Origin of the sequence: Glutamicibacter sp. 2E12 (genome assembly GCF_050030965.1) — a bacterium.
In the GTDB taxonomy this organism is placed as follows: domain Bacteria; phylum Actinomycetota; class Actinomycetes; order Actinomycetales; family Micrococcaceae; genus Glutamicibacter.
Window position 1 is genome coordinate 2,767,457 of sequence record NZ_CP188297.1, and the last position, 19,813, is coordinate 2,787,269.

The 19,813-nt window shown below is 58.2% G+C and carries 19 protein-coding genes and 1 tRNA gene; 14 read left to right on the top strand and 6 right to left on the bottom strand.

Annotated elements, in window-relative coordinates; all coding sequences use genetic code 11:
- Positions 1–146 precede the first annotated feature (146 nt).
- From ACP3TE_RS12955 to ACP3TE_RS12965, 3 genes are all read left to right on the top strand, one after another.
- A complete protein-coding gene (locus ACP3TE_RS12955; protein WP_105661542.1) occupies positions 147–815 on the top strand; it encodes a hypothetical protein in 669 nt (222 codons plus the stop codon).
- Positions 816–1,081: 266 nt separating this feature from the next.
- Complete coding sequence (locus tag ACP3TE_RS12960) at positions 1,082–1,696, top strand: FABP family protein (RefSeq protein ID WP_133833614.1); 615 nt, start codon at positions 1,082–1,084, stop codon at positions 1,694–1,696.
- A gap of 2 nt (positions 1,697–1,698) precedes the next feature.
- On the top strand, positions 1,699–2,781 hold the full coding sequence (locus tag ACP3TE_RS12965; protein ID WP_133833615.1) for a YgfZ/GcvT domain-containing protein: 1,083 nt from the start codon (positions 1,699–1,701) through the stop codon (positions 2,779–2,781).
- Positions 2,782–2,855: 74 nt separating this feature from the next.
- Here ACP3TE_RS12965 and ACP3TE_RS12970 read toward each other — a convergent pair whose 3' ends face one another.
- The 4 genes from ACP3TE_RS12970 to ACP3TE_RS12985 form a co-directional block, all read right to left on the bottom strand.
- Positions 2,856–3,884 carry a 6-phosphofructokinase gene (locus tag ACP3TE_RS12970; RefSeq protein ID WP_105656872.1) on the bottom strand — a complete coding sequence of 343 codons (1,029 nt, stop codon included), beginning with the start codon at positions 3,882–3,884 and terminating at the stop codon, positions 2,856–2,858.
- 254 nt (positions 3,885–4,138) lie between these two features.
- The gene (locus ACP3TE_RS12975; RefSeq protein WP_105656871.1) at positions 4,139–4,381 is read right to left on the bottom strand and encodes a PspC domain-containing protein; all 243 of its coding nucleotides are present in this window, start codon (positions 4,379–4,381) and stop codon (positions 4,139–4,141) included.
- Positions 4,382–4,416: 35 nt separating this feature from the next.
- On the bottom strand, positions 4,417–4,665 hold the full coding sequence (locus ACP3TE_RS12980; protein WP_400342044.1) for a hypothetical protein: 249 nt from the start codon (positions 4,663–4,665) through the stop codon (positions 4,417–4,419).
- Positions 4,666–4,677: 12 nt separating this feature from the next.
- On the bottom strand, positions 4,678–6,000 hold the full coding sequence (locus ACP3TE_RS12985; protein ID WP_400342045.1) for a PspC domain-containing protein: 1,323 nt from the start codon (positions 5,998–6,000) through the stop codon (positions 4,678–4,680).
- Positions 6,001–6,126: 126 nt separating this feature from the next.
- Here ACP3TE_RS12985 and ACP3TE_RS12990 point away from each other — a divergent pair, with 126 nt between their 5' ends.
- Positions 6,127–7,380 carry an ATP-binding protein gene (locus ACP3TE_RS12990; protein WP_332727209.1) on the top strand — a complete coding sequence of 418 codons (1,254 nt, stop codon included), beginning with the start codon at positions 6,127–6,129 and terminating at the stop codon, positions 7,378–7,380.
- A gap of 4 nt (positions 7,381–7,384) precedes the next feature.
- Positions 7,385–8,041 (top strand): LuxR C-terminal-related transcriptional regulator, encoded by a 657-nt coding sequence (locus ACP3TE_RS12995; RefSeq protein ID WP_426733830.1) that lies wholly within the window; start codon positions 7,385–7,387, stop codon positions 8,039–8,041.
- A 75-nt stretch (positions 8,042–8,116) separates the two neighbouring features.
- Here ACP3TE_RS12995 and ACP3TE_RS13000 read toward each other — a convergent pair whose 3' ends face one another.
- Positions 8,117–9,316, bottom strand: a complete 1,200-nt coding sequence (locus ACP3TE_RS13000; protein WP_105661541.1) for a pyridoxal phosphate-dependent aminotransferase — start codon at positions 9,314–9,316, stop codon at positions 8,117–8,119.
- Between the two features lie 268 nt (positions 9,317–9,584).
- Here ACP3TE_RS13000 and ACP3TE_RS13005 point away from each other — a divergent pair.
- From ACP3TE_RS13005 to ACP3TE_RS13040, 8 genes are all read left to right on the top strand, one after another.
- Positions 9,585–9,657, top strand: a tRNA-Trp gene (locus ACP3TE_RS13005).
- A 114-nt stretch (positions 9,658–9,771) separates the two neighbouring features.
- Positions 9,772–10,020, top strand: coding sequence for a preprotein translocase subunit SecE (gene secE / locus ACP3TE_RS13010; RefSeq protein WP_038992215.1), 249 nt, complete (start codon positions 9,772–9,774; stop codon positions 10,018–10,020).
- Positions 10,021–10,092: 72 nt separating this feature from the next.
- A complete protein-coding gene (nusG, locus tag ACP3TE_RS13015) occupies positions 10,093–10,920 on the top strand; it encodes a transcription termination/antitermination protein NusG (RefSeq protein WP_181148851.1) in 828 nt (275 codons plus the stop codon).
- Positions 10,921–11,050: 130 nt separating this feature from the next.
- A complete protein-coding gene (gene rplK / locus ACP3TE_RS13020) occupies positions 11,051–11,482 on the top strand; it encodes a 50S ribosomal protein L11 (protein ID WP_105657674.1) in 432 nt (143 codons plus the stop codon).
- 135 nt (positions 11,483–11,617) lie between these two features.
- Positions 11,618–12,322, top strand: coding sequence for a 50S ribosomal protein L1 (gene rplA / locus ACP3TE_RS13025; RefSeq protein ID WP_105661540.1), 705 nt, complete (start codon positions 11,618–11,620; stop codon positions 12,320–12,322).
- A gap of 557 nt (positions 12,323–12,879) precedes the next feature.
- Positions 12,880–13,401 (top strand): 50S ribosomal protein L10, encoded by a 522-nt coding sequence (gene rplJ, locus ACP3TE_RS13030; protein ID WP_105657672.1) that lies wholly within the window; start codon positions 12,880–12,882, stop codon positions 13,399–13,401.
- A gap of 73 nt (positions 13,402–13,474) precedes the next feature.
- The gene (gene rplL / locus ACP3TE_RS13035) at positions 13,475–13,849 is read left to right on the top strand and encodes a 50S ribosomal protein L7/L12 (protein WP_133833621.1); all 375 of its coding nucleotides are present in this window, start codon (positions 13,475–13,477) and stop codon (positions 13,847–13,849) included.
- Between the two features lie 147 nt (positions 13,850–13,996).
- Positions 13,997–15,166 (top strand): acyltransferase family protein, encoded by a 1,170-nt coding sequence (locus tag ACP3TE_RS13040; protein WP_426733833.1) that lies wholly within the window; start codon positions 13,997–13,999, stop codon positions 15,164–15,166.
- Here the strand turns inward: ACP3TE_RS13040 and ACP3TE_RS13045 are convergent.
- Positions 15,120–15,617: an aminoacyl-tRNA deacylase gene (locus ACP3TE_RS13045; RefSeq protein ID WP_105657669.1), complete on the bottom strand. Its 498-nt coding sequence runs from the start codon at positions 15,615–15,617 to the stop codon at positions 15,120–15,122. The genes ACP3TE_RS13040 and ACP3TE_RS13045 overlap by 47 nt on opposite strands.
- Positions 15,618–16,231: 614 nt before the next feature.
- Between ACP3TE_RS13045 and ACP3TE_RS13050 the strand changes: the two genes are divergently transcribed.
- Positions 16,232–19,738: a DNA-directed RNA polymerase subunit beta gene (locus ACP3TE_RS13050; protein WP_105657689.1), complete on the top strand. Its 3,507-nt coding sequence runs from the start codon at positions 16,232–16,234 to the stop codon at positions 19,736–19,738.
- Positions 19,739–19,813 lie beyond the last annotated feature (75 nt).

Consider the following 19,813-nt stretch of genomic DNA (forward strand, 5'->3'; position numbering starts at 1 on the left):
GTATAAGGAATGAATCAGTTGAAGCACGCATGTGAACACGCAAGTGCGGACACATTACCGTCAGGAATCAGAATTTGAGAATCAAGGTTTTATTCAGTGGACTCGTTGCAGCGGCACTGCTTGTCGTTGTTGCAAGTCTGGATTCGATGAGCTGGCTGATGGGTGTGCTCACCGCGGTCTTGCAGCTGATTTTCGCCTATACCTGGCCACGAATGGTCCGCTCTGATGCGCCATGGCCGATCACCATCATCTTGGCGTTGTGCTCTTTGGCGGCTACGGCTTCGACCATGTTCATGCCAGGCGGGTCGGTGATGTCACATAGTGTCGAAGCAATCGCCGTTGGCGTGCTTCTGGTATTTATCAGCCAGGTATTGCGCGGGGCAGAAGCCGAAGGCCGGCTGGCCGGTGTGGTTTCTGGCGTGACCGGCATAGTCCTGGGCGTGCTGGGTTCCGCCTGGGCCGCTAGTGCTTATGTGCCCTACGGCTTTGGGCTGGCCGTCACAACCGTGGTCGCTCTGCTTGGGGCTGGTGCGGTTGCCGTTACCCGCCTGCCAAACCGGATGACCATGATTCTGGCGCCTGTGGTCGCTGCCGCATTGGGCGCGGCCTCCAGCGCGCTGCCAATCGATATGCTCTGGTACCAAGGGGCGACCCTGGGACTGCTGACCGGCTTGCTGGTGGGTTCATTACGGGCATTGGCCTTGGTCAGCCGCAGCGTACGAAACATGAGTGGAATCCTTGGCCTTGCCTGCGCCATCTTGCTGATGAGCGGTGCGGTCAGCTGGTACGCGATGGAAGTGCTGGCTTTCATTTAGCGGTGAGCGGTTCAAATATGATGCTAGCTGCGTCACGCGTGTCGAAGTTCTCCTGCCTCCCGCGCTAAGATGAAGCCATGAATGAAAATTACCTTGCAATCGAAATTTTCTTCCAGGCACTTGTAGTGATCGCCGGTCTCGGAATGGCTGGGTTCGCAGGCTTGGTAGTGAAGCGCCTCTTCCAGGGCCAGAAGTAGAAACAGCGCACACAACAACGTGTGCGCTGTTTTCATTTCATCACTAACTGACTTAGGAGCGAGTAGTCCATGGCTTTTGACCTACCTACGGACCTCACCCCGGAACTTGTACCTTTCGCATGGCTCATCGGCACCTGGGAAGGTGCTGGCCGTCTTGGCGAAGGCGAAGCCGAGGACGAGTTTTTCTGGCAGCAAGTCACCTTCCGTGACGTTGGCGGGCCGTACCTTGAATACCGCAGTGAAGCCTGGCTGACCGAAGCCGATGGCACGAAGCTGCGGATCCTAGCCGTTGAAACCGGCTTCTGGTCCTTGGACCGTGAACAGCAGGAAGCCGATGCCGGTCCTGGCATGGAACCCGGTGACATCTTCCCGGTACTGCGTTCGGCCGACGATGTGCAGAAGCTGCATACCGAAGACGGCTTCAAGATCCAGGCGCAAATTGTCCGACCAGACGGCATCTCAGAGCTGTATTACGGCCTGATTAATGGACCACGCATTCAGCTGGCCACCGAGAGCTTGCTGCGCAGCAAGAACGCCCAAGCTTACGCGTCCTCAACCCGGATCTACGGTCTGGTCAATGGCGAGCTGTTCTGGCGCTGGGATGTTTCCAAGGGCAATATGGATCTTCAAGCGCACGCCTCGGCGGCGCTCAAGCGTGTCACCTCGGAAGGCACGGTGCACTAATCATGGCCACTGAATACCGTTCGGTCCTGCTGGACCGTGCTGCTGCAGTGGAAGCTGGCGGCGTAGATGCCGGCGTCGCAGCCCACTACGGCGCTCCTACCCGCGAAGCTCGCAAACTCGCTGAGGGCCAGGCAATTGCCGATCTGAGCCACTTCGATGTCGTGGAGATCCGCGGCGAAGACCGCCAGAGTTGGCTCGATACGCTCAGCAGCCAGCGCATTTCCAGCCTGAAGCCAGGAGACAGCACCCAGACGCTGCTGCTTTCGGTTCAAGGACGCATTGAGCACGAAATGAAGGTGCTGGCCACCGCAGATCGCTTGCTGCTGATCGTTGAACCTGGTGCCGGAGCAGCGTTGGCGCAGTTCCTGAACTCAATGCGCTTCATGCTGCGCGTTGAGGTCAATGATCTTTCCGAGAGCTACGGCGTATTGGCGGCTACCCGCAAGATTGGCACTGCCGGGAGCCTGGTCTGGGAGAACCCATGGCCCGGAATCACCGACGGTGGTTGGGCCTATTCCCGTGAGGATCACCCGGGCAAGGAACGTCCGTGGTTCTTGCATATCGTGGAGTTGGAGCAGCTTGCCGTCGCAGTAGCTGACGAAGAGCTGTCAGGCATGATGGCTGTCGAGGCCTTGCGTATCGCCGCGTGGGAGCCGCGCTTCGGTGCCGAGATAGACGACAAGACCATTCCCCACGAGTTGGATTGGCTGCGTACCGCGGTGCACATGGACAAGGGCTGCTATAAAGGCCAGGAAACAATTGCCCGGGTGCACAACATCGGCCACCCGCCTCGTCGCATGGTTTTCTTGGACCTCGACGGTTCCATGCACACGCTGCCGGCCACCGGCGCCGAAGTGAAGCTGGGGGAGCGCACGGTTGGCCGGATCACTTCCGCGACTTTGCACTATGAAGCCGGGCCAATCGCCTTGGCCGTGGTCAAGCGCAACGTTGACCCGGAAGCGGTTCTGTCCGTGGTGGACGGCGAAACGAGCTACCCGGCAACGCAGGAAGTCATTGTGGCGACCGACGCCGGCCAGGTCGCTGGGCGCTTTACCGGGTTCCTGAGAACCCCGCCGCAAGGCTAAAGGCCAAAGAGAAGGGCGTGGGTTGGAATGCTGTGAACAGCATTCCAACCCACGCCCTTGGTGTATCTCCAGGCCTAGCCGAAGAGCACGGCGGCCTCTTCGTAGCGTTCCATGGGGACACGCTTGAGGTTGTTCAGTGCGGCACGCAGCGGTACGCGCAGCACCTTGGTGCCGTGCAACGCCACCATGGTGCCCCACGCCTCGGCATGGATGGAATCCACCGCAGCCATTCCCAAACGGGTGGCCAGGACACGGTCAAAAGCGGTGGGGACGCCGCCGCGCTGAATATGTCCCAGCACGGTTGCACGCGTTTCGATGCCGGTACGTTCCTCAATGACCGGGGCGAGCATCTCCCCGATGCCGCCAAGGCGGGCGCGTCCGAAGGAATCGAGACCACGTACCGAGAACGCTTCTTCCATGCCTTCTGGCACAAAGCCTTCGGCCACAACCACCAACGGGGCGCGTCCGCGCTCATGGGCTTCGTTCACCCACTGGCAGATCTGCTCCATGGTGGTGGAAACCTCCGGGATGAGCACCGCGTGCGCACCGGATGCCATCCCCGCGTGCAGTGCAATCCAGCCTACGTGGCGGCCCATTACCTCGGCCACCATGCAGCGGTGGTGGGAATCGCCGGTGGTGCGCAGGCGGTCAATGGCTTCGACCGCAATCTGGTTAGCGGTATCGAAACCGAAGGTGTAATCCGTGGCGTCCAAGTCATTATCGATGGTCTTGGGAACGCCAACGATAGGAAGGCCGGCTTCGCATAGGCGCTGGGCGCCAGCTAAGGTGCCTTCCCCGCCGATGGCAATCAGCGCATCGATGCTATTGGATTTGAGAACCTTGGAAATGTTCTCCGCGCCACCAAGTTCCCCTTCAAACGCATTGGTGCGTGAGGTGCCCAAAATGGTGCCGCCTTGCTTGGCGATGCCACGCACAGCGGTTCGCGGAAGGTCGAAGAAGTCGCCTTCCTTGACGCCGCGCCAGCCGTCGCGGAAACCGACGAATTCGTCGTCGTAGCTTTTGATGCCATTCAGTACCGCACCGCGGATGACGGCGTTCAGACCGGGGCAGTCGCCGCCTGAGGTCATGATTCCAATGCGCATTGGCCCTCGCTTAGTAATGGGAAAGCCTTGTGCGACAGCTGGAGCGTGCAGGCCCCGTGATAACGCTGTAACAGCAAAGAGTTCCATTCGGATTTCAGTCAATATCCGCGCGCCATTGAGCATCTACTCTGCGTGCCATTGTACGTGCTTAAAGCCACTAGGGCGAGTCTCATGTCACGGAAGTGCACGAGCCTCGCCCTAGCCGGATAGCGATGCCAAGCATCGTTCCCGAGCAGGCCAGCCGGGAACGGTATTTAGAATTTGCGAAGCCAGTTCTGCAAGATGATGGTGTTGTCCTGGGCTGGGATCAGGATCCACGCCAGGATATATGCGGCAACACCCATTACCGGAAGCAAGAACGAAAGCAGTAGGGCGATACGCACCAAGGTGACATCCCACCCGAACTTGTCGGCGATGCCCCCGGCGACGCCACCGGCCAATCGGCCTGGCCCGCGACGAAGCGGCATGGAACGAAGCGAGTTGAAGAATGCGTCCATCAGAGAACTCCTAATTGTTGGAAAAGCTTGGAGGCTTAGAGATTGGGGTCGGTGGGAACCGGTGGTTCGGCTTCGGATTTGCGGGCCTTGCCGGCCGATGCCAATCCGGAGAAGATCATGGCTACGCCGGCCAAGGCGACGATAGCGATGAAGAACAGCGGCATGTCAAAGCTCCACTGCAAGACCAGACGGCTGAGCGATGCCAGGGCGACAACGATCAGAATCAGGCCGAAGATCAAGGTTCCGGTAGGGAATTTCCTAGCGGGAGTAGAAGAAGTATTCATGGGGCTCAGTCCTTAGAAATCCGTGTTGCTGGGGTTCAGGATGCTGGGATCATCCACGGTCGTGGAGAACGAGGAAAAAACTCCGTCTACTTCAATGGTCAGCATTGGTGCATTTCCCGGCAAGGACCGCCGGTCCTGCGGCAGTTCCATATCCATTCCGGAAAGGAATGCGCCGTCGGTCTCGATCTTCACCGGAACATTCTCCGGCAGCAGCAGATCCATTCTGGAGAAGACCGAATCGATCTCCACCGTGGTGGGTTTGGTCATACTGCCCAGATGGGTCAGGTCAACCGTTGAGCTGCTGAAAACAGCGCTGTATTGGCTGTCGCTGCCGGTAGCCGATCGAACGAACCCGCGGGCAGATTCCTCGAAAGACGTAGCAGAGAAGATCACCGTCAGGACCAGCAATGGAATGGCCAAACCCAACAGGCCTCCACTGGTTCGCCCGGAGAGGGCCGCTAGGACAATGGTGATGCCAACAAGCAACAGGCCGCAAGCCAAGGCCACGGTCCAGCCCGAACCAGGCAAGGCCACGATATCCAGGTAGTCGGCCAGCATGACCACGGCGACCACCAGCACGGTAACGCCGAAGACGGTGGTGCCAAGCCAACCCGGAATCGGGCGGCTGATCGGCTTGCGATTCGCCTTGGCACTGTAGGCCTTCGTGTATGCGGGATCCGGCGAATAGCTATTTTCGTACTGGCCCGCTGGGCCAGAATCACCTGAATTCATGGGGTGCTCCTTCATCGGCGCATCCGGGTAGTTCGTCCCGAACCCGCTAGCTACGCTCGCATTGAAACTCTGGGTGCCGCCCTCACGCCAAGGATGCTCCAACGCAGTGCTCTTCTCGGCAGCCCTTGGCGAGGCAGCAGAGCTGTCACCGGTCGCTGCCGGATTGCGGGCTTGGTCCGGACGCGCAAACCGGGTGTTCTTCCTGCTGAAGATAATGAATGCGATAGCCGCAACAATAGCCAGGGGCCACAGGACCGGTGCCAGCGAATCCAAGAACCAGGGAGCAGGGAAGATGCCCAGCGCAAAGATGATCACCGCGCCAGTCATGCCGCTGGTCCAGTTCCGGTTCACGGCACTTTCCAGATGCATTTTGCCTCCCGCATCAGGAAGCAACGCCCAAGCCAGTCCATAGAGCACCATGCCCAAGCCGCCTAGGACACCGAGCACCACGAAGATGCCGCGGATCAGCACTACATCGACCTTGAAATAATCGGCGACACCAGTTGCAACGCCACCGAGCCACTGCGAGTCCTGGCGAGTGATCGGTGATTTGCGCAGCTGGTCGTAAAAGCCGCGACGACGTTGAGAGCCTTCGTTGTTCATAGTCCAATGTTCTCGTGTGGCAGGGGTCCCGCGCTATGAGGGGATACCCTGAACTTCCCCTAGGGGTGCCCCTAGATCCGGTGATCAACCGGGAAGAAACGACAAGAACGTGCTTGACTTAGAACTATGGAAAGTCCTGAACGGCGTTTGATGGTGCGCAGCGAGAACCGGCTAATCGCCGGCGTCTGCGGCGGCCTCGCGGAGCACTTGGGCATCCCGCTGGGGTACGTGCGTATTGGGTTCCTGGGATTGTCCGCACTGGGCGGCATCGGCATTCTGCTCTACGCGTGGCTTTGGGTATTCGTCCCGAGCGCCGAAGAGGCGCACGCTGACGAGCTTCGCTCCTGGGGCACCAGATCACGCAGCCTTGCTGAAGAAATGAACCGGGTGCAGCAAGGCATCTTCCGTCCACGCGAAGGTTGGGAAAGGAACTCCACCTGGCGTGACACGCTGATCGGTGCGGGCCTGCTGGCGCTCGCCGTCCTGGCTTATGGACAGTGGACCGGCTGGAATATCCGCTGGGATCTGATCTGGCCTACCTTGGGCGTGATTGCCGGTATTGTGCTGGCTTGGATCCAGTTCGATGAAGGTATCACCGAGCACAAGAAGCGCCCGTCATTGCCTTTCTTGCTGCGCCTGGCTTTTGGCCTGGTCCTGGTCATCGGCGGTCTGCTGGCCCTGCTGGGCAATACTGTCGGAGCCGCAGACCTGCTCGGCGGTTTGTGGGCGGCCTTGGCGATCATTGTCGGCGCAGTCGTGGTGTTGCTTCCCTGGGGCACTCGGCTTTGGCGCGATTTCATCGCTGAACGGAGCTCGCGCCAGGCGGCGGCCCAACGTGCAGAGTTCGCGGCCCACCTGCACGACTCGGTCTTGCAGACCTTGGCAGTGATTCAAAAACGCAGTGAAGACCCAGCGGCGGTGAGAACCTTGGCACGCGTCCAAGAGCGTGAACTGCGCCAATGGCTGTACGGCAACCATGACCTTGATGATGAAGATGTAATCGTTGAGATCCAGCACGAGGCAAGCCACATCGAACAGCTGCTACTGCGTGATGTAGAAGTCATATCCGTAGGCAATGCTCAGGGCTTTGCCGGGCAGCAGGCACTGGTGGCCGCTAGCCGCGAGGCGATGATGAACGCAGCGAAGCATGCCGAGGGCAAGATTTCGGTATTCATCGAATGCTCGGCCGAACAAGTAGAAGTGTATGTGCGTGACCGCGGCACCGGTTTTGAAGTAGATGGAATACCGGCGGACCGGCACGGCGTCAGGGAATCAATCATTGGCCGCATGCAACGCGCAGGCGGCATGGCGCATATCCGGAGCGGTGAATCCGGAACCGAGGTGCAGCTGAGCATGCCACTGAACATGGAGGAAGAATAGAAACATGAACGCTGAGAACTACCGTGTAGTGCTGGTGGATGACCACGCCATCTTCCGTTCCGGTTTACGTGCCGATTTGGCCCAGGACATCCAGATTGTCGGGGAAGCTGGCACCGTGGAAGGAGCCATCGAGGTGATCACCGAACAGCAACCGGATGTGGTGCTCCTGGATGTGCACCTGCCCGGTGGCCGCGGCGGGGGCGGGGCCGAAGTGCTCAAGGGGTGCACCGGGCTGCTGGGATCCACGCGTTTCCTGGCATTGAGCGTTTCCGACGCAGCACAGGACGTAGTGACGGTCATCCGTTCCGGTGCTCGCGGGTATGTCACCAAGAGCATTTCCGGGGCCGAAATTTCCGATGCAGTACGTCGCGTGGCCGGGGGAGATGCCGTGTTCTCGCCACGCTTGGCCGGGTTCGTCCTGGACGCCTTTGGCAGCAGCGGTCCGGTGGCAGAAATCGATGAGGAGCTGGATTTGCTCTCTGACCGCGAATTGCAAGTCATGCGTTTGATTGCCCGGGGATATAGCTATAAGGAAGTAGCCAAGGAACTGTTCATCTCGGTAAAGACCGTGGAATCGCATGTGTCCAATGTGCTGCGCAAGCTCCAGCTATCCAACCGCCACGAACTTACCCGTTGGGCTGTGGACCGCAAGATCCTCTAAACGGCACTGCGGCAAAAGCACAGAAGCTGGGCAGTCCATCATGGACTGCCCGGCTTCTTTGGCGGCGCGGTTTTTCTACTTGGCTTCGCCCAGCAGCTTGGCCATCCGTGCGACGCCTTCTTCGAGGTCAGCATCACCCAGTGCATATGACATGCGGATATAGCCGGAAGGGCCGAATGCTTCACCTGGAACGACGGCAACTTCTGCCTGTTCCAGGATGAAAGCAGCAAGTTCTGCACTGGTGTTGTTCACAACGCCGCGGATTTCGCGACCCAGCAGGCCTCGAACATCCGAATACGCGTAGAACGCGCCTTCCGGAGTAGGGCAGTGCAGGCCGTCAATCGCGTTCAGTGATTCGACGATGGCCAAGCGGCGACGGTTGAAGGCAACCTTCATGTCGTTCACGGCATCCAGCGGCCCGGCAACAGCAGCCAGGGCGGCTCGCTGCGATACGTTGGAAACGTTCGAGGTGGCGTGGGACTGCAGGTTGGTGGCGGCCTTGATGACATCCAGCGGACCTGCCATCCAACCCACGCGCCAGCCGGTCATTGCGTAGGTCTTTGCCACGCCGTTGAGGATGACAACTCGGTCTTCGAGCTCTGGGACCAAGGTCGCGATGGAGCTGAAAGTTGCATCGCCGTAGGTCAAGTGCTCGTAGATCTCATCGGTAACAACCCACAGCCCCTTGGAAGCAGCCCACTGGCCGATCTCGCGGACCTGCTCCGGGGTGTATACGGCACCGGTGGGGTTCGAAGGAGAAACGAACAGCAGCACCTTGGTGCGTTCGGTCAGTACGGATTCGAGCTGTTCGACGGTAACCTTGTAGCCCTGCTCCGGGCCGGCAAAGACCGATACGGCCTTGCCTCCGGCGAGCTGGATGGCTTCGGGATAGGTGGTCCAGTACGGAGCCGGAACGATGACCTCGTCACCTGGATCAAGCAGGGTTGCGAAGGTGTTGTACACCGCCTGCTTGCCGCCATTGGTGACCAGAACCTGATTGGCCTTGAGCTCGTAGCCCGAATCGCGCATGGTTTTGGCGGCGATTGCTTCGCGCAGCTCGGGAAGGCCGGCTGCAGGGGAGTAGCGGTGGTTCTTTGGATCCTGGGCCGCCTTGACTGCTGCTTCGACAATGTAGCCAGGGGTTGGGAAGTCGGGTTCACCGGCACCGAAACCGATTACTGGTCGACCTGCTGCTTTAAGAGCCTTCGCCTTGGCATCTACTGCGAGAGTCGCGGATTCGGAAATTGCGCCGATGCGGCGAGAAATGCGAGACATTGGGGATTCGTCCTGAAGTCTATGGGGACAGCTGTTACACCTCAGTTTAGTTCGCAACCTTGCACTTCAGCATCACAATTTTGAAAATGACACAATAAGGTGCGCAACGGGGCGCGGGAATGCGTTCTGCGCCACACCGGAGGTTGTCAGTTCGACATTTCCGATTTCGTTGCGTAAAGTTATTTCTCGTTGCCGAGACATCGCAACGGACGAAGCTGAATGTTTTATCCGCTAAGATGTTCTAGGTGGGAGCGGTAAAAAGCTCCGAAGGGTAGTGGCGCAATTGGTAGCGCAGCGGTCTCCAAAACCGCAGGTTGCAGGTTCGAGTCCTGTCTGCCCTGCGCAATAGCGATTTATCGCTTAGCGAATTATCTCATCACGGTGTGTTGCAGTCGAATAGACTATGGCACACCGTGATTGTTTCAACTGGCCAAATTTTTGAAACGAGGAAGAACATGACCGAATCTGCTCTCAGCTCCGGTAAGGGTGGACAGAAGTTGGGTTTCTTTGCCCGGATCTTCTTGTTTTTCCGCCAGGTAATCGCAGAACTTAAGAAGGTCGTCACCCCGACCCGCAGTGAACTAGTGAATTATTTCCTGGTTGTTGTCGGTTTCGTGGTCGTGGTGATGCTGATCGTGACGGCCCTGGACTTCGTCTTTGGGCAGGGTTCGATCCTCCTGTTCACCAACAAGGTCGAACAGTAATTTTGTTGCCTCGGAGGTATGATTACCCCGAGGCAATTTAGTGTCATTCAGTCAAAGAAAGCAGGAGCTGCAGTGTCCGACAAGGAACTCGAACCGCAGATTAATGACGAGGTCGAAAACGAGTTCGTTGAAGCCGCCGGCGATCAGGTTGAGCCAGCTGTAGAAGCTGACGTCGACCCAACCGAAGCACCAGCACAGGACGCTGAAGACGCTCAGGTAATCGAAGGCGCAGCTGAAGAAGCTGAAGGCGAAGACAACGAAGCTGAAGAAGCCGAGGGCGAAGACAACGTAGCCAAGCTCAAGGAAGAATTCCGCGCTAAGCTCCGTCGTCTTCCAGGTGACTGGTTTGTCATTCACACCTACGCTGGTTACGAAAACCGCGTGAAGGTCAATCTTGAGACCCGTATCCAGACCCAGGACATGGATGAGTTCATCTTCGATATCCAGGTTCCAATGGAAGAGGTCGTCGAGGTCAAGAACACTCAGCGCAAGATCGTTCGCCGCGTGCGCATCCCGGGCTATGTCCTGGTCCGCATGGAGCTGACTGACGCGTCGTGGGGTGTTGTTCGACACACTCCAGGTGTCACTGGATTCGTTGGCAACGCCCACGATCCAAACCCACTGAGCCTTGACGAAGTGTTCTCCATGCTGGAGCACACCATCGTTGATCCAGTAGAGCAGCCATCGGCGTCCAAGCCAGGCCGTGCTCCAATTACTGAGGTCACCGTGGACTTCGAAGTCGGCGAATCGGTTATCGTCAATGACGGACCGTTCGAAACGATGCCGGCAACCATCTCGGAGATCAAGCTGGATGCCGCACAGCTGGTTGTACTGGTTTCGATCTTCGAACGTGAAACCCCAGTGACCCTGAACTTCAACCAGGTCACCAAGATCCAGTAGTATTAAGTCTTCGTGCCCCGCATCGGTCGCTTATCGATGCGAGGGTACGCTTGGCTGTCGCGCCACGATAGCCAGATCCCCGTGCCACGCTCCTGTGCCACGGGAAACGCAAGAGTAAGAAGGACCCGACATGGCCCCAAAGAAAAAGGTCACCGGACTCATCAAGCTGCAGATCCAGGCAGGTGCTGCTAACCCAGCTCCTCCAATCGGTCCAGCCCTTGGTCAGCACGGCGTCAACATCATGGAATTCTGCAAGGCTTACAACGCAGCGACCGAGTCGCAGCGCGGTAACGTTGTTCCAGTTGAGATCACCGTATACGAAGACCGTTCGTTCACTTTCATCACCAAGACTCCTCCTGCAGCTGAGCTGATCAAGAAGGCAGCTGGCATTGCAAAGGGTTCGGGTGTTCCGCACACCGACAAGGTTGCTAACCTGACCCAGGCTCAGGTTGAGGAAATCGCCACCACCAAGATGGCTGACCTGAACGCAAATGACCTGGCTGCTGCAGCCAAGATCATCGCCGGCACCGCCCGCTCCATGGGCGTGACCGTAGAAGGCTAATCCCGCCTTCCGCTGTTCACACGCTGGATAGCACTCAAGAATTCAATCTAAGGCGAAACGGTCATCTGATCGGTTCGCCCGTGGCAGGACCCCGCGCGGTCCATATGACCACGACTGCATAAGGAGAAAACGCAGATGGCAAAGCGCAGCAAAGCATACGTAGCCGCCGCGGCTAAGATCGATGCCGACAACAACGTCTACGCTCCAGCCGAGGCAATTGCCCTGGCTAAGGAGACCGCAGGCGATAAGACCAACTCGACCGTTGAGGTTGCTTTCCGCCTGGGTGTTGACCCACGTAAGGCTGACCAGATGGTTCGCGGTACCGTAAACCTTCCACACGGCACCGGCAAGACCGCCCGCGTGGTTGTTTTCGCTAACGGTGACAAGGCAGAAGCAGCTCGCGAAGCTGGCGCCGACTTCGTTGGCTCGGACGACCTGATCGAAAAGATCCAGGGCGGCTGGACCGACTTCGACGCAGCAGTTGCAACCCCTGACCTGATGGGCAAGGTTGGCCGCTTGGGTAAGGTACTGGGTCCTCGTAACCTGATGCCAAACCCTAAGACCGGCACCGTGACCATGGATGTGGCCAAGGCTGTAACCGACATCAAGGGCGGCAAGATCGACTTCCGCGTCGACAAGCACTCGAACCTGCACTTCATCATTGGCAAGGTTTCGTTCGACGCAAAGCAGCTGACCGAGAACTACGCAGCAGCTCTGGAAGAGGTTATGCGCCTGAAGCCTTCGGCTTCGAAGGGTCGCTACATCTCGAAGGCAACCATCGCTACCACCTTCGGTCCAGGTATTCCTGTTGACGCGAACGTAACCCGCGTTGAGGCCTAAGTCTAGTAGCTAACTAGCTTGGGGGAGCATGCCGATAATCGGCATGCTCCCTTCCTTTTTAAACGAGGAATCTGCGCGATGGCCATGGCTGCTGGCAAGCGTATTCATGTTTCGTACCAGCCGGTAGCCGATGATAAGCTTTGACTACCGAGTATCTCGGTCATCCGCGTATGGATCCCCCAAGGCCCTACGCGGATGAGATACGAAAGTTTCCCCAAAACTTTTGTATCGGCGGGACTTACTACTAGCGTTCCCCAAGCGTTGGTATATGAGTCCCGCCATTCTAATTTAATTCCCCTAGTGACCAGGATCATGAGATTGGCTCCGGCTTCGATTTGCTGTGGGCTGGAGTGCTCATATAAACTAGAAATACCGAAGACCGTCGGTCGAGCATTTGGTTTCCAACTGCTCCTAAAGATCCGCAAGGATGACCAACGCAGGTTACATAGATTTTTTGACTTTGAATAAGTTGAAACGCCCTGTGCTCCTGCGCGGGGCTATTTTTATGGCCTCGCCGGTTTTGAAACGGTACCGAACAAATCCCCGGAAGGAGTGTTATGGCAACCCCAAGCAAGACTGCAGCGATTGAAGAAATCACCGCGGAATTCAATGATTCGTCGGCGGCTGTCTTGACCGAATACCGTGGGCTTACCGTTGCACAGCTCAAGGATCTGCGCCGCTCGCTTGGTCAGGAGACCAAGTACGCAGTCGTAAAGAACACCTTGACCGCAATCGCAGCGAAGAACGCTGGCATCGATGCTTTCGATGAACAGCTTTCTGGTCCAACCGCAATCGCCTTCATTAAGGGCGATGCAGTTGCTGCCGCTAAGAGCCTCACGGAATTCGCCAAGACTAACGAAAAGCTGGTCATCAAGACCGGTTGGTTCGAAGGTAAGGCACTGGATCAGAGCGGCATCGCTGCTTTGGCTGCGCTGGAATCCCGCGAAACTCAGCTCGCCCGCGTTGCAGCAGTGCTGCTGGCTCCAGCTTCCGCTGCTGCCCGCGCTGTCGAAGCTCTGCGTGCAAAGCTCGACGAGAACGGTGGCGAAGCTGCCGAGGAAGCTCCGGCAGAAGCCTAAGCTTTCGAGTTCTCTCGCAACGTAAACCCAAATTCATCGGCCCTCAAGGCCAAAAACCGAAAGGACGCCCACCATGGCGAAGCTCAGCAACGAAGAGCTGCTTTCCGCATTCAAGGAAATGACCATCATCGAACTGTCCGAGTTCGTTAAGGAATTCGAAGAGACCTTCGACGTAACCGCTGCTGCTGTTGCAGTTGCTGGTCCAGCTGCAGGCGGCGAAGCTGCTGCTGAAGAGAAGACCGAATTCGACGTAGTCCTCGAGTCGGCTGGCGACAAGAAGATCGCAGTTATCAAGGAAGTTCGCGCACTGACTTCCCTGGGCCTGAAGGAAGCTAAGGAGCTCGTTGACGCTGCTCCAAAGGCTCTGCTTGAGGGTGTTGCAAAGGACGCTGCCGAGAAGGCTAAGGAAGCTCTGGAAGCTGCCGGCGCTACCGTCACCGTTAAGTAAGTACAGCGGTCACTCGCAACTTATTGCCAAAGGTCCACAGACGAAAGTCTGTGGGCCTTTGGTCGTTAAGCTGGGAAGTCCATAGCAATTGTTTTATAACGTTTCTATTAACAGCGTTTATTCAAGTTCATTGTTTACAGTGAAAATGTGTCAAAAACCGTAGCTACCCAGAACCAGAAACCAGCACCGCGGCTAGGGCTCCTAGACGCATTGAGGATTACAGCTGCGCTAATTGTCGTCCTGTACCACTACACCGCATGGGGACATGATCACTGGGGGAGGCAGGCCGCAGAGTTCTGGCCAGTACTCTCCGAATTCACCCGTTACGGACAGCTGGGTGTACAGCTATTCTTCCTCATCTCGGGCTTCGTTATCCTGATGTCCCTCCAGGGAAAGAACGTCATTGGTTTCATCGGCTCGCGTGTGGGCCGCCTCTACCCGGCCTACTGGCTCGCGGTACTCGCAGCAACAGTACTCTCGCTTGGGATCTGGCCTTCCGGCAACGAGGGACGCTCGGCCAGTGATATTCTGCCCAACCTGAGCATGATGCAGGCTGGATTCGGCGTCACCGATATGGACGGTGTCTATTGGACACTTTGGGTCGAGTTGCGTTTCTACGTGTTGCTCGCAGTGCTCTTGTCCATGGGCTTCGTGAAGAACAAGCACATCCTCTTGCTCTCTGCCATTTGGCCCGCTCTGGGCCTGTATCTGCATTTCACAAGCTTGGACAAGCTGCAGGAATGGATTGCCGGGCAGTATGCGGCCCTGTTCGCAGCCGGCATGGTGCTCTTCTTGATCTATCAAAGCGGCCACAGCATTCTGCGGTGGTCCATGGTCGCAGGCAATACTGCCATCGCCGCATTTTTCACCGGCATCAAGGGGCGCAGTGACGCGGACTTGCTCTCCGGGATGGATATCCCGGCCTGGCATTTCCAGCTGCTGACCGTCCTGTGCGTAGCTCTGCTGGCGGTGTGCACCCTGACTCCGCTCAAGAACGTCCAGGGCAAATGGCTGGCTGTGGCCGGTTCATTGACTTACCCGCTGTACCTCGTGCACCAGTTGTGGGGTTGGTGGCTAATCAACCAGCTGCACGGTTTCGTGAACAAGTACGTGCTGCTGGCCGGTTTGCTGGTGCTGATGCTAGGAATTGCCTACCTGGTGGCACGCTTCGTCGAGCAGCCGCTTGGTCTGCCGCTGCGCAACGCGACGATCAAGGGATTGACCGAGTCGCAGGCCTGGGCCAAGAAGGCATTGGCTAAGCCAGGGCTGGTTATTCCGGAGTCGAAATATCAGCAATCGTGGCATCAAATCCGCTAACCAAATCCTTGGCGCGAACCAGCAGTCCATGGGCTCGGTCCCCGCTGCCCAGTCCTATCTGTTCCGATACGGGCTCTTCGAAGACGCTGGCATCGATGTAGACAGGCAGTACCGTGTGCGAGCCAAAAGGCGTAATGGTTCCGCTCTCGTAGTGCGTGACATCCCAAGCGATATCTGAAGATGGCAGGGAGAGCTTATTGACGCCCATGACTCCGCGCAGCTTCGCCCAGTCCAGTTTCCGCCCGCCGGGGATCAGCGCGAAGACAAAGGTGCCGTCTGTGCGTTTGATAACCAGCGTCTTGAGCAAGGCCGAGGCCGAGATTCCCAAGGCGTCCGCAGCCTCTTCCAGCGAGCGGACCTTGTCGCGCGGCACAATCTCGATTGGGATGTTCCGGCGCGAGGCGTCCAGGGTAACTCGGGTCAGTGCTTCATCTGACTGCAGCTTATTCACTTCGTCTCCTAACCGTGGATGTTTGCTCGATCATAGCTAGTGGCGAAAGAAGAAGCCACCGGACACACGAGGTCGCAAAGGCTTATATCTGCTGGGGGAGCGTGTAGCTTCAAGCCTCCCGGATACCCGGAAAAAAATCTCCAAGAACGTTCGCCATGCGGCTGAAGCGGAGAAAAATTGGGGTTTCTGATGCCTGCTGAGGAGAATGTGACAGAAAGCATAACGTTGCCTGATGCCCGGAATCCGGAGACTGCGTTCAGCGGGCCAAGACCTTTGGCAATTCGCAAGAATCCGCGAAAACAAGGGTATCAGTTGGGAAAATGCATGCACTTTTCGGTGCGCGGTACGACCGGGTTGCGCGCTGGCGCGGTGCTTGGAAACCTGAGTGGCAGCCCGCGCGAAAGTGGGGGCGAAAACTATAGCACGAATTTCTGCACCGAGTATCGACAACCGGATTTTCCTCCGGTAGAGTAGAAATTTGCGCCTTGCTGTTTGCGCGCGCGGCCTTCATATAGCGGTGGGTTCGTGCGGACGAAAAAAGAGGAACTGTCCTATGGCAGGAACCTTAGCACGGTAAGCGTTCGGAAACCTGACGGTCTTTGGAAGGATCCATCTTGGTCGCCTCGAGCAACCCTAACAACCAAACCGCTAGTTCGGCTCGCGATGCTGCATACGCTGGCCGACTTTCTTTTGCAAAGATTCACGAACCCCTTGAAGTGCCTAACCTGCTGGCATTGCAGACCGAGAGCTTTGACCGCCTCGTCGGCAACCAGAACTGGGTAGAGCGCCTGGCCAAGGCAGAAGCCGCTGGTGACTTCAGCGTGCCCAACACCTCGGGCCTGGCAGAAATCTTCGAGGAAATCTCCCCAATCGAGGACTTCCAGGACACCATGTCCTTGAGCTTCTCGGATCCGGAGTTCGCTGATCCTAAGTACTCGATCGCAGAGTGCAAGGACCGCGACGCCACCTACGCGGCACCGCTGTATGTCAAGGCCGAATTCATGAATAATGAAACCGGCGAAATCAAGCAGCAGACCGTGTTCATGGGCGATTTCCCGCTGATGAGCGAAAAGGGCACCTTCATCATCAACGGCACCGAGCGTGTCGTTGTGTCCCAGCTGGTTCGCTCCCCAGGTGCGTACTTCGAGTCCACGCCGGACAAGACCAGTGACAAGACGATCTTCTCGGCACGTATCATCCCATCGCGTGGTGCATGGTTCGAGCTGGAAATCGACAAGCGCGACCAGATCGGCGTACGCCTTGATCGCAAGCGCAAGCAGTCGGTCACCGTCTTGCTCAAGGCCCTTGGCTGGAGCGAAGAGCAGATCCTGTCCGAGTTCGGCCAGTACGATTCGATGCGCGCAACCTTGGAAAAGGACAGCATCAAGGATCAGAACGAAGCCTTGCTGGACATCTACCGCAAGCTGCGTCCAGGCGAGCCTCCTACGGTTGAGGCCGCCCAGGCACTGCTGAAGAACATGTACTTCGAGCCTAAGCGCTACGACCTGGCAAAGGTTGGCCGCTACAAGATCAACCGCAAGCTGGGCGTGGAGACTCCGGTCAACGCCGAGAACGCTTCGGTGCTCTCGCTGGACGACCTGGTAGCGATGATCCGCTACCTCGTTGCGCTGCACGCAGGCGAGAAGACTGTTCAGGGCACCCGCAAGGGCGAGATCGTTGACGTTCCTGTCAACGTCGACGACATCGACCACTTCGGCAACCGCCGCATCCGCGCCGTGGGCGAACTGATCGAGAACCAGGTCCGCACCGGCCTGTCCCGCATGGAGCGTGTTGTGCGCGAGCGCATGACCACCCAGGACGTCGAGGCGATCACCCCGCAGACCCTGATCAACATCCGCCCTGTTGTGGCTGCCATCAAGGAGTTCTTCGGAACCTCGCAGCTTTCGCAGTTCATGGACCAGAACAACCCGCTGGCCGGCCTGACCCACAAGCGCCGCTTGTCGGCTCTGGGCCCGGGCGGCCTGTCCCGTGACCGCGCAGGCATGGAAGTACGAGACGTCCACCCGTCCCACTACGGACGCATGTGCCCAATTGAAACCCCGGAAGGCCCGAACATCGGCCTGATCGGTTCGTTGGCTACCTACGGACGCATCAACTCCTTCGGCTTCATCGAAACCCCGTACCGCCGCGTCGCCAATGGCGTCGTGTCCAACGAGGTCGACTACCTGACCGCCGATGACGAGCTGCAGCACTACATCGCACAGGCCAACGCGCCTCTGGATGAGAACGGCCGCTTCGTTGAAGAGACCGTTCTGGTTCGCGAAAAGGGCGGTGGCGGCGAGCCTGTCATCGTCGATTCCGCTGAAGTGACCTTCATGGACGTTTCGCCGCGCCAGATGGTTTCGGTGGCAACCGCGCTGATTCCATTCCTCGAGCACGACGATGCCAACCGCGCACTGATGGGCGCCAACATGCAGCGCCAGGCTGTGCCGCTGCTGAAGTCCGAGCGTCCGCTGGTGGGTACCGGCATGGAGAAGTTCGCCGCGGTTGACGCCGGCGACTCCGTTGTCGCCGCCAAGCCAGGCGTGGTCACCGAGGTATCTGCTGACCTGGTTGTCGTCATGAACGATGACGGCACCGAGTCGATGTACCCGATCATGAAGTTCGCCCGCTCGAACCAGGGCAACGCCTACAACCAGCGCGTTCGCGTGTCCGAAGGCGACCGCCTGGAATACCAGTCGATCATCGCTGACGGTCCTTCGACCGACTCCGGCGAGCTCTCGCTGGGCAAGAACCTGCTCGTGGCATTCATGTCCTGGGAAGGCTACAACTACGAGGATGCGATCATCCTCTCCCAGCGCATGATCTTCGACGACGTACTCACCTCGATTCACATCGAAGAGCACGAAGTCGATGCCCGCGACACCAAGCTCGGTGCCGAGGAAATCACCCGCGACATCCCGAATGTCTCGGAAGACATCCTCTCCCAGCTCGATGACCGCGGCATCGTCTACATCGGTGCCGAGGTCGAGGCCGGCGACGTGCTGGTAGGCCGTGTCACCCCTAAGGGCGAGACCGAACTGACCCCGGAAGAGCGCCTGCTGCGTGCCATCTTCGGTGAGAAGTCGCGCGAAGTGCGCGACACCTCGCTGAAGGTTCCGCACGGCGAGTCCGGCACCGTCATTGGTGTTCGCATCTTCGACCGCGACAACGACGATGACCTTTCCCCTGGTGTCAATCAGCTGGTCCGCGTCTACGTTGCCCAGAAGCGCAAGATCTCGATCGGCGACAAGCTCGCAGGTCGCCACGGTAACAAGGGTGTCATCTCGCGCATCATGCCGCTGGAAGACATGCCATTCCTGGAAGACGGCACCCCGCTGGATGTCATCCTGAACCCGCTAGGTGTGCCAGGTCGTATGAACGTCGGCCAGGTTATGGAAATCCACCTGGGTTGGGCTGCCAAGCAGGGCTGGAAGATCGAAGGCGAGCCTGAATGGGTCCGCGATCTGCCGAACCTGCCACGCGAGTCCGGTTCCACCACCGTGGCAACCCCGGTCTTCGATGGCGCTTCCGAAGAGGAAATCCGCGGCATCCTGGATTCGACCAGCAAGACCCGTGACGGTGTGCGCCTGATTGGCAACTCCGGCAAGGCGAAGCTGTTCGACGGCCGCTCCGGCGACCCGCTGCCGGATCCGGTTTCCGTGGGCTACATGTACATCTTGAAGCTCCACCACCTGGTGGACGACAAGATCCACGCCCGTTCCACCGGTCCATACTCCATGATCACCCAGCAGCCACTGGGCGGTAAGGCCCAGTTCGGTGGCCAGCGCTTCGGCGAGATGGAAGTTTGGGCACTGGAAGCATACGGTGCCGCTTACACCCTGCAGGAAATCCTGACCATCAAGTCGGATGATATCCACGGCCGCGTGAAGGTCTACGAAGCTATCGTCAAGGGCGAGAACGTTCCAGAGCCTGGTGTTCCAGAATCGTTCAAGGTGCTCATCAAGGAAATGCAGTCGCTGTGCTTGAACGTCGAGGTACTCGGTACCGACGGCAACACTATCGAAATGCGTGAGTCGGACGAGGAATCGTTCCGCGCCGCTGAAGAGCTGGGCATCGACCTTTCACGGTCGGAGCCGAACTCCGTAGAGGAAGTGTAATCTGGCGCCCTGCCTGCAGGACCTGCAGGCAGCGGCGGCAAATTCCCACCCTCATTCGTATCGACTTCAGACACC

Excerpts from the sequence above, each read along its gene's own strand:
- ACP3TE_RS12985 (WP_400342045.1), bottom strand. The coding sequence starts at position 6,000 with ATGAACAACGAAGGCTCTCAACGTCGTCGCGGCTTTTACGACCAGCTG.
- ACP3TE_RS13000 (WP_105661541.1), bottom strand. The coding sequence starts at position 9,316 with ATGTCTCGCATTTCTCGCCGCATCGGCGCAATTTCCGAATCCGCGACT.
- ACP3TE_RS12980 (WP_400342044.1), bottom strand. The coding sequence starts at position 4,665 with ATGAATACTTCTTCTACTCCCGCTAGGAAATTCCCTACCGGAACCTTG.
- secE (WP_038992215.1), top strand. The coding sequence starts at position 9,772 with ATGACCGAATCTGCTCTCAGCTCCGGTAAGGGTGGACAGAAGTTGGGT.
- ACP3TE_RS12995 (WP_426733830.1), top strand. The coding sequence starts at position 7,385 with ATGAACGCTGAGAACTACCGTGTAGTGCTGGTGGATGACCACGCCATC.
- ACP3TE_RS12975 (WP_105656871.1), bottom strand. The coding sequence starts at position 4,381 with ATGGACGCATTCTTCAACTCGCTTCGTTCCATGCCGCTTCGTCGCGGG.
- rplJ (WP_105657672.1), top strand. The coding sequence starts at position 12,880 with ATGGCAACCCCAAGCAAGACTGCAGCGATTGAAGAAATCACCGCGGAA.
- rplA (WP_105661540.1), top strand. The coding sequence starts at position 11,618 with ATGGCAAAGCGCAGCAAAGCATACGTAGCCGCCGCGGCTAAGATCGAT.
- ACP3TE_RS12960 (WP_133833614.1), top strand. The coding sequence starts at position 1,082 with ATGGCTTTTGACCTACCTACGGACCTCACCCCGGAACTTGTACCTTTC.
- ACP3TE_RS12970 (WP_105656872.1), bottom strand. The coding sequence starts at position 3,884 with ATGCGCATTGGAATCATGACCTCAGGCGGCGACTGCCCCGGTCTGAAC.
- ACP3TE_RS12990 (WP_332727209.1), top strand. The coding sequence starts at position 6,127 with ATGGAAAGTCCTGAACGGCGTTTGATGGTGCGCAGCGAGAACCGGCTA.
- rplK (WP_105657674.1), top strand. The coding sequence starts at position 11,051 with ATGGCCCCAAAGAAAAAGGTCACCGGACTCATCAAGCTGCAGATCCAG.
- ACP3TE_RS12955 (WP_105661542.1), top strand. The coding sequence starts at position 147 with ATGAGCTGGCTGATGGGTGTGCTCACCGCGGTCTTGCAGCTGATTTTC.
- rplL (WP_133833621.1), top strand. The coding sequence starts at position 13,475 with ATGGCGAAGCTCAGCAACGAAGAGCTGCTTTCCGCATTCAAGGAAATG.
- ACP3TE_RS12965 (WP_133833615.1), top strand. The coding sequence starts at position 1,699 with ATGGCCACTGAATACCGTTCGGTCCTGCTGGACCGTGCTGCTGCAGTG.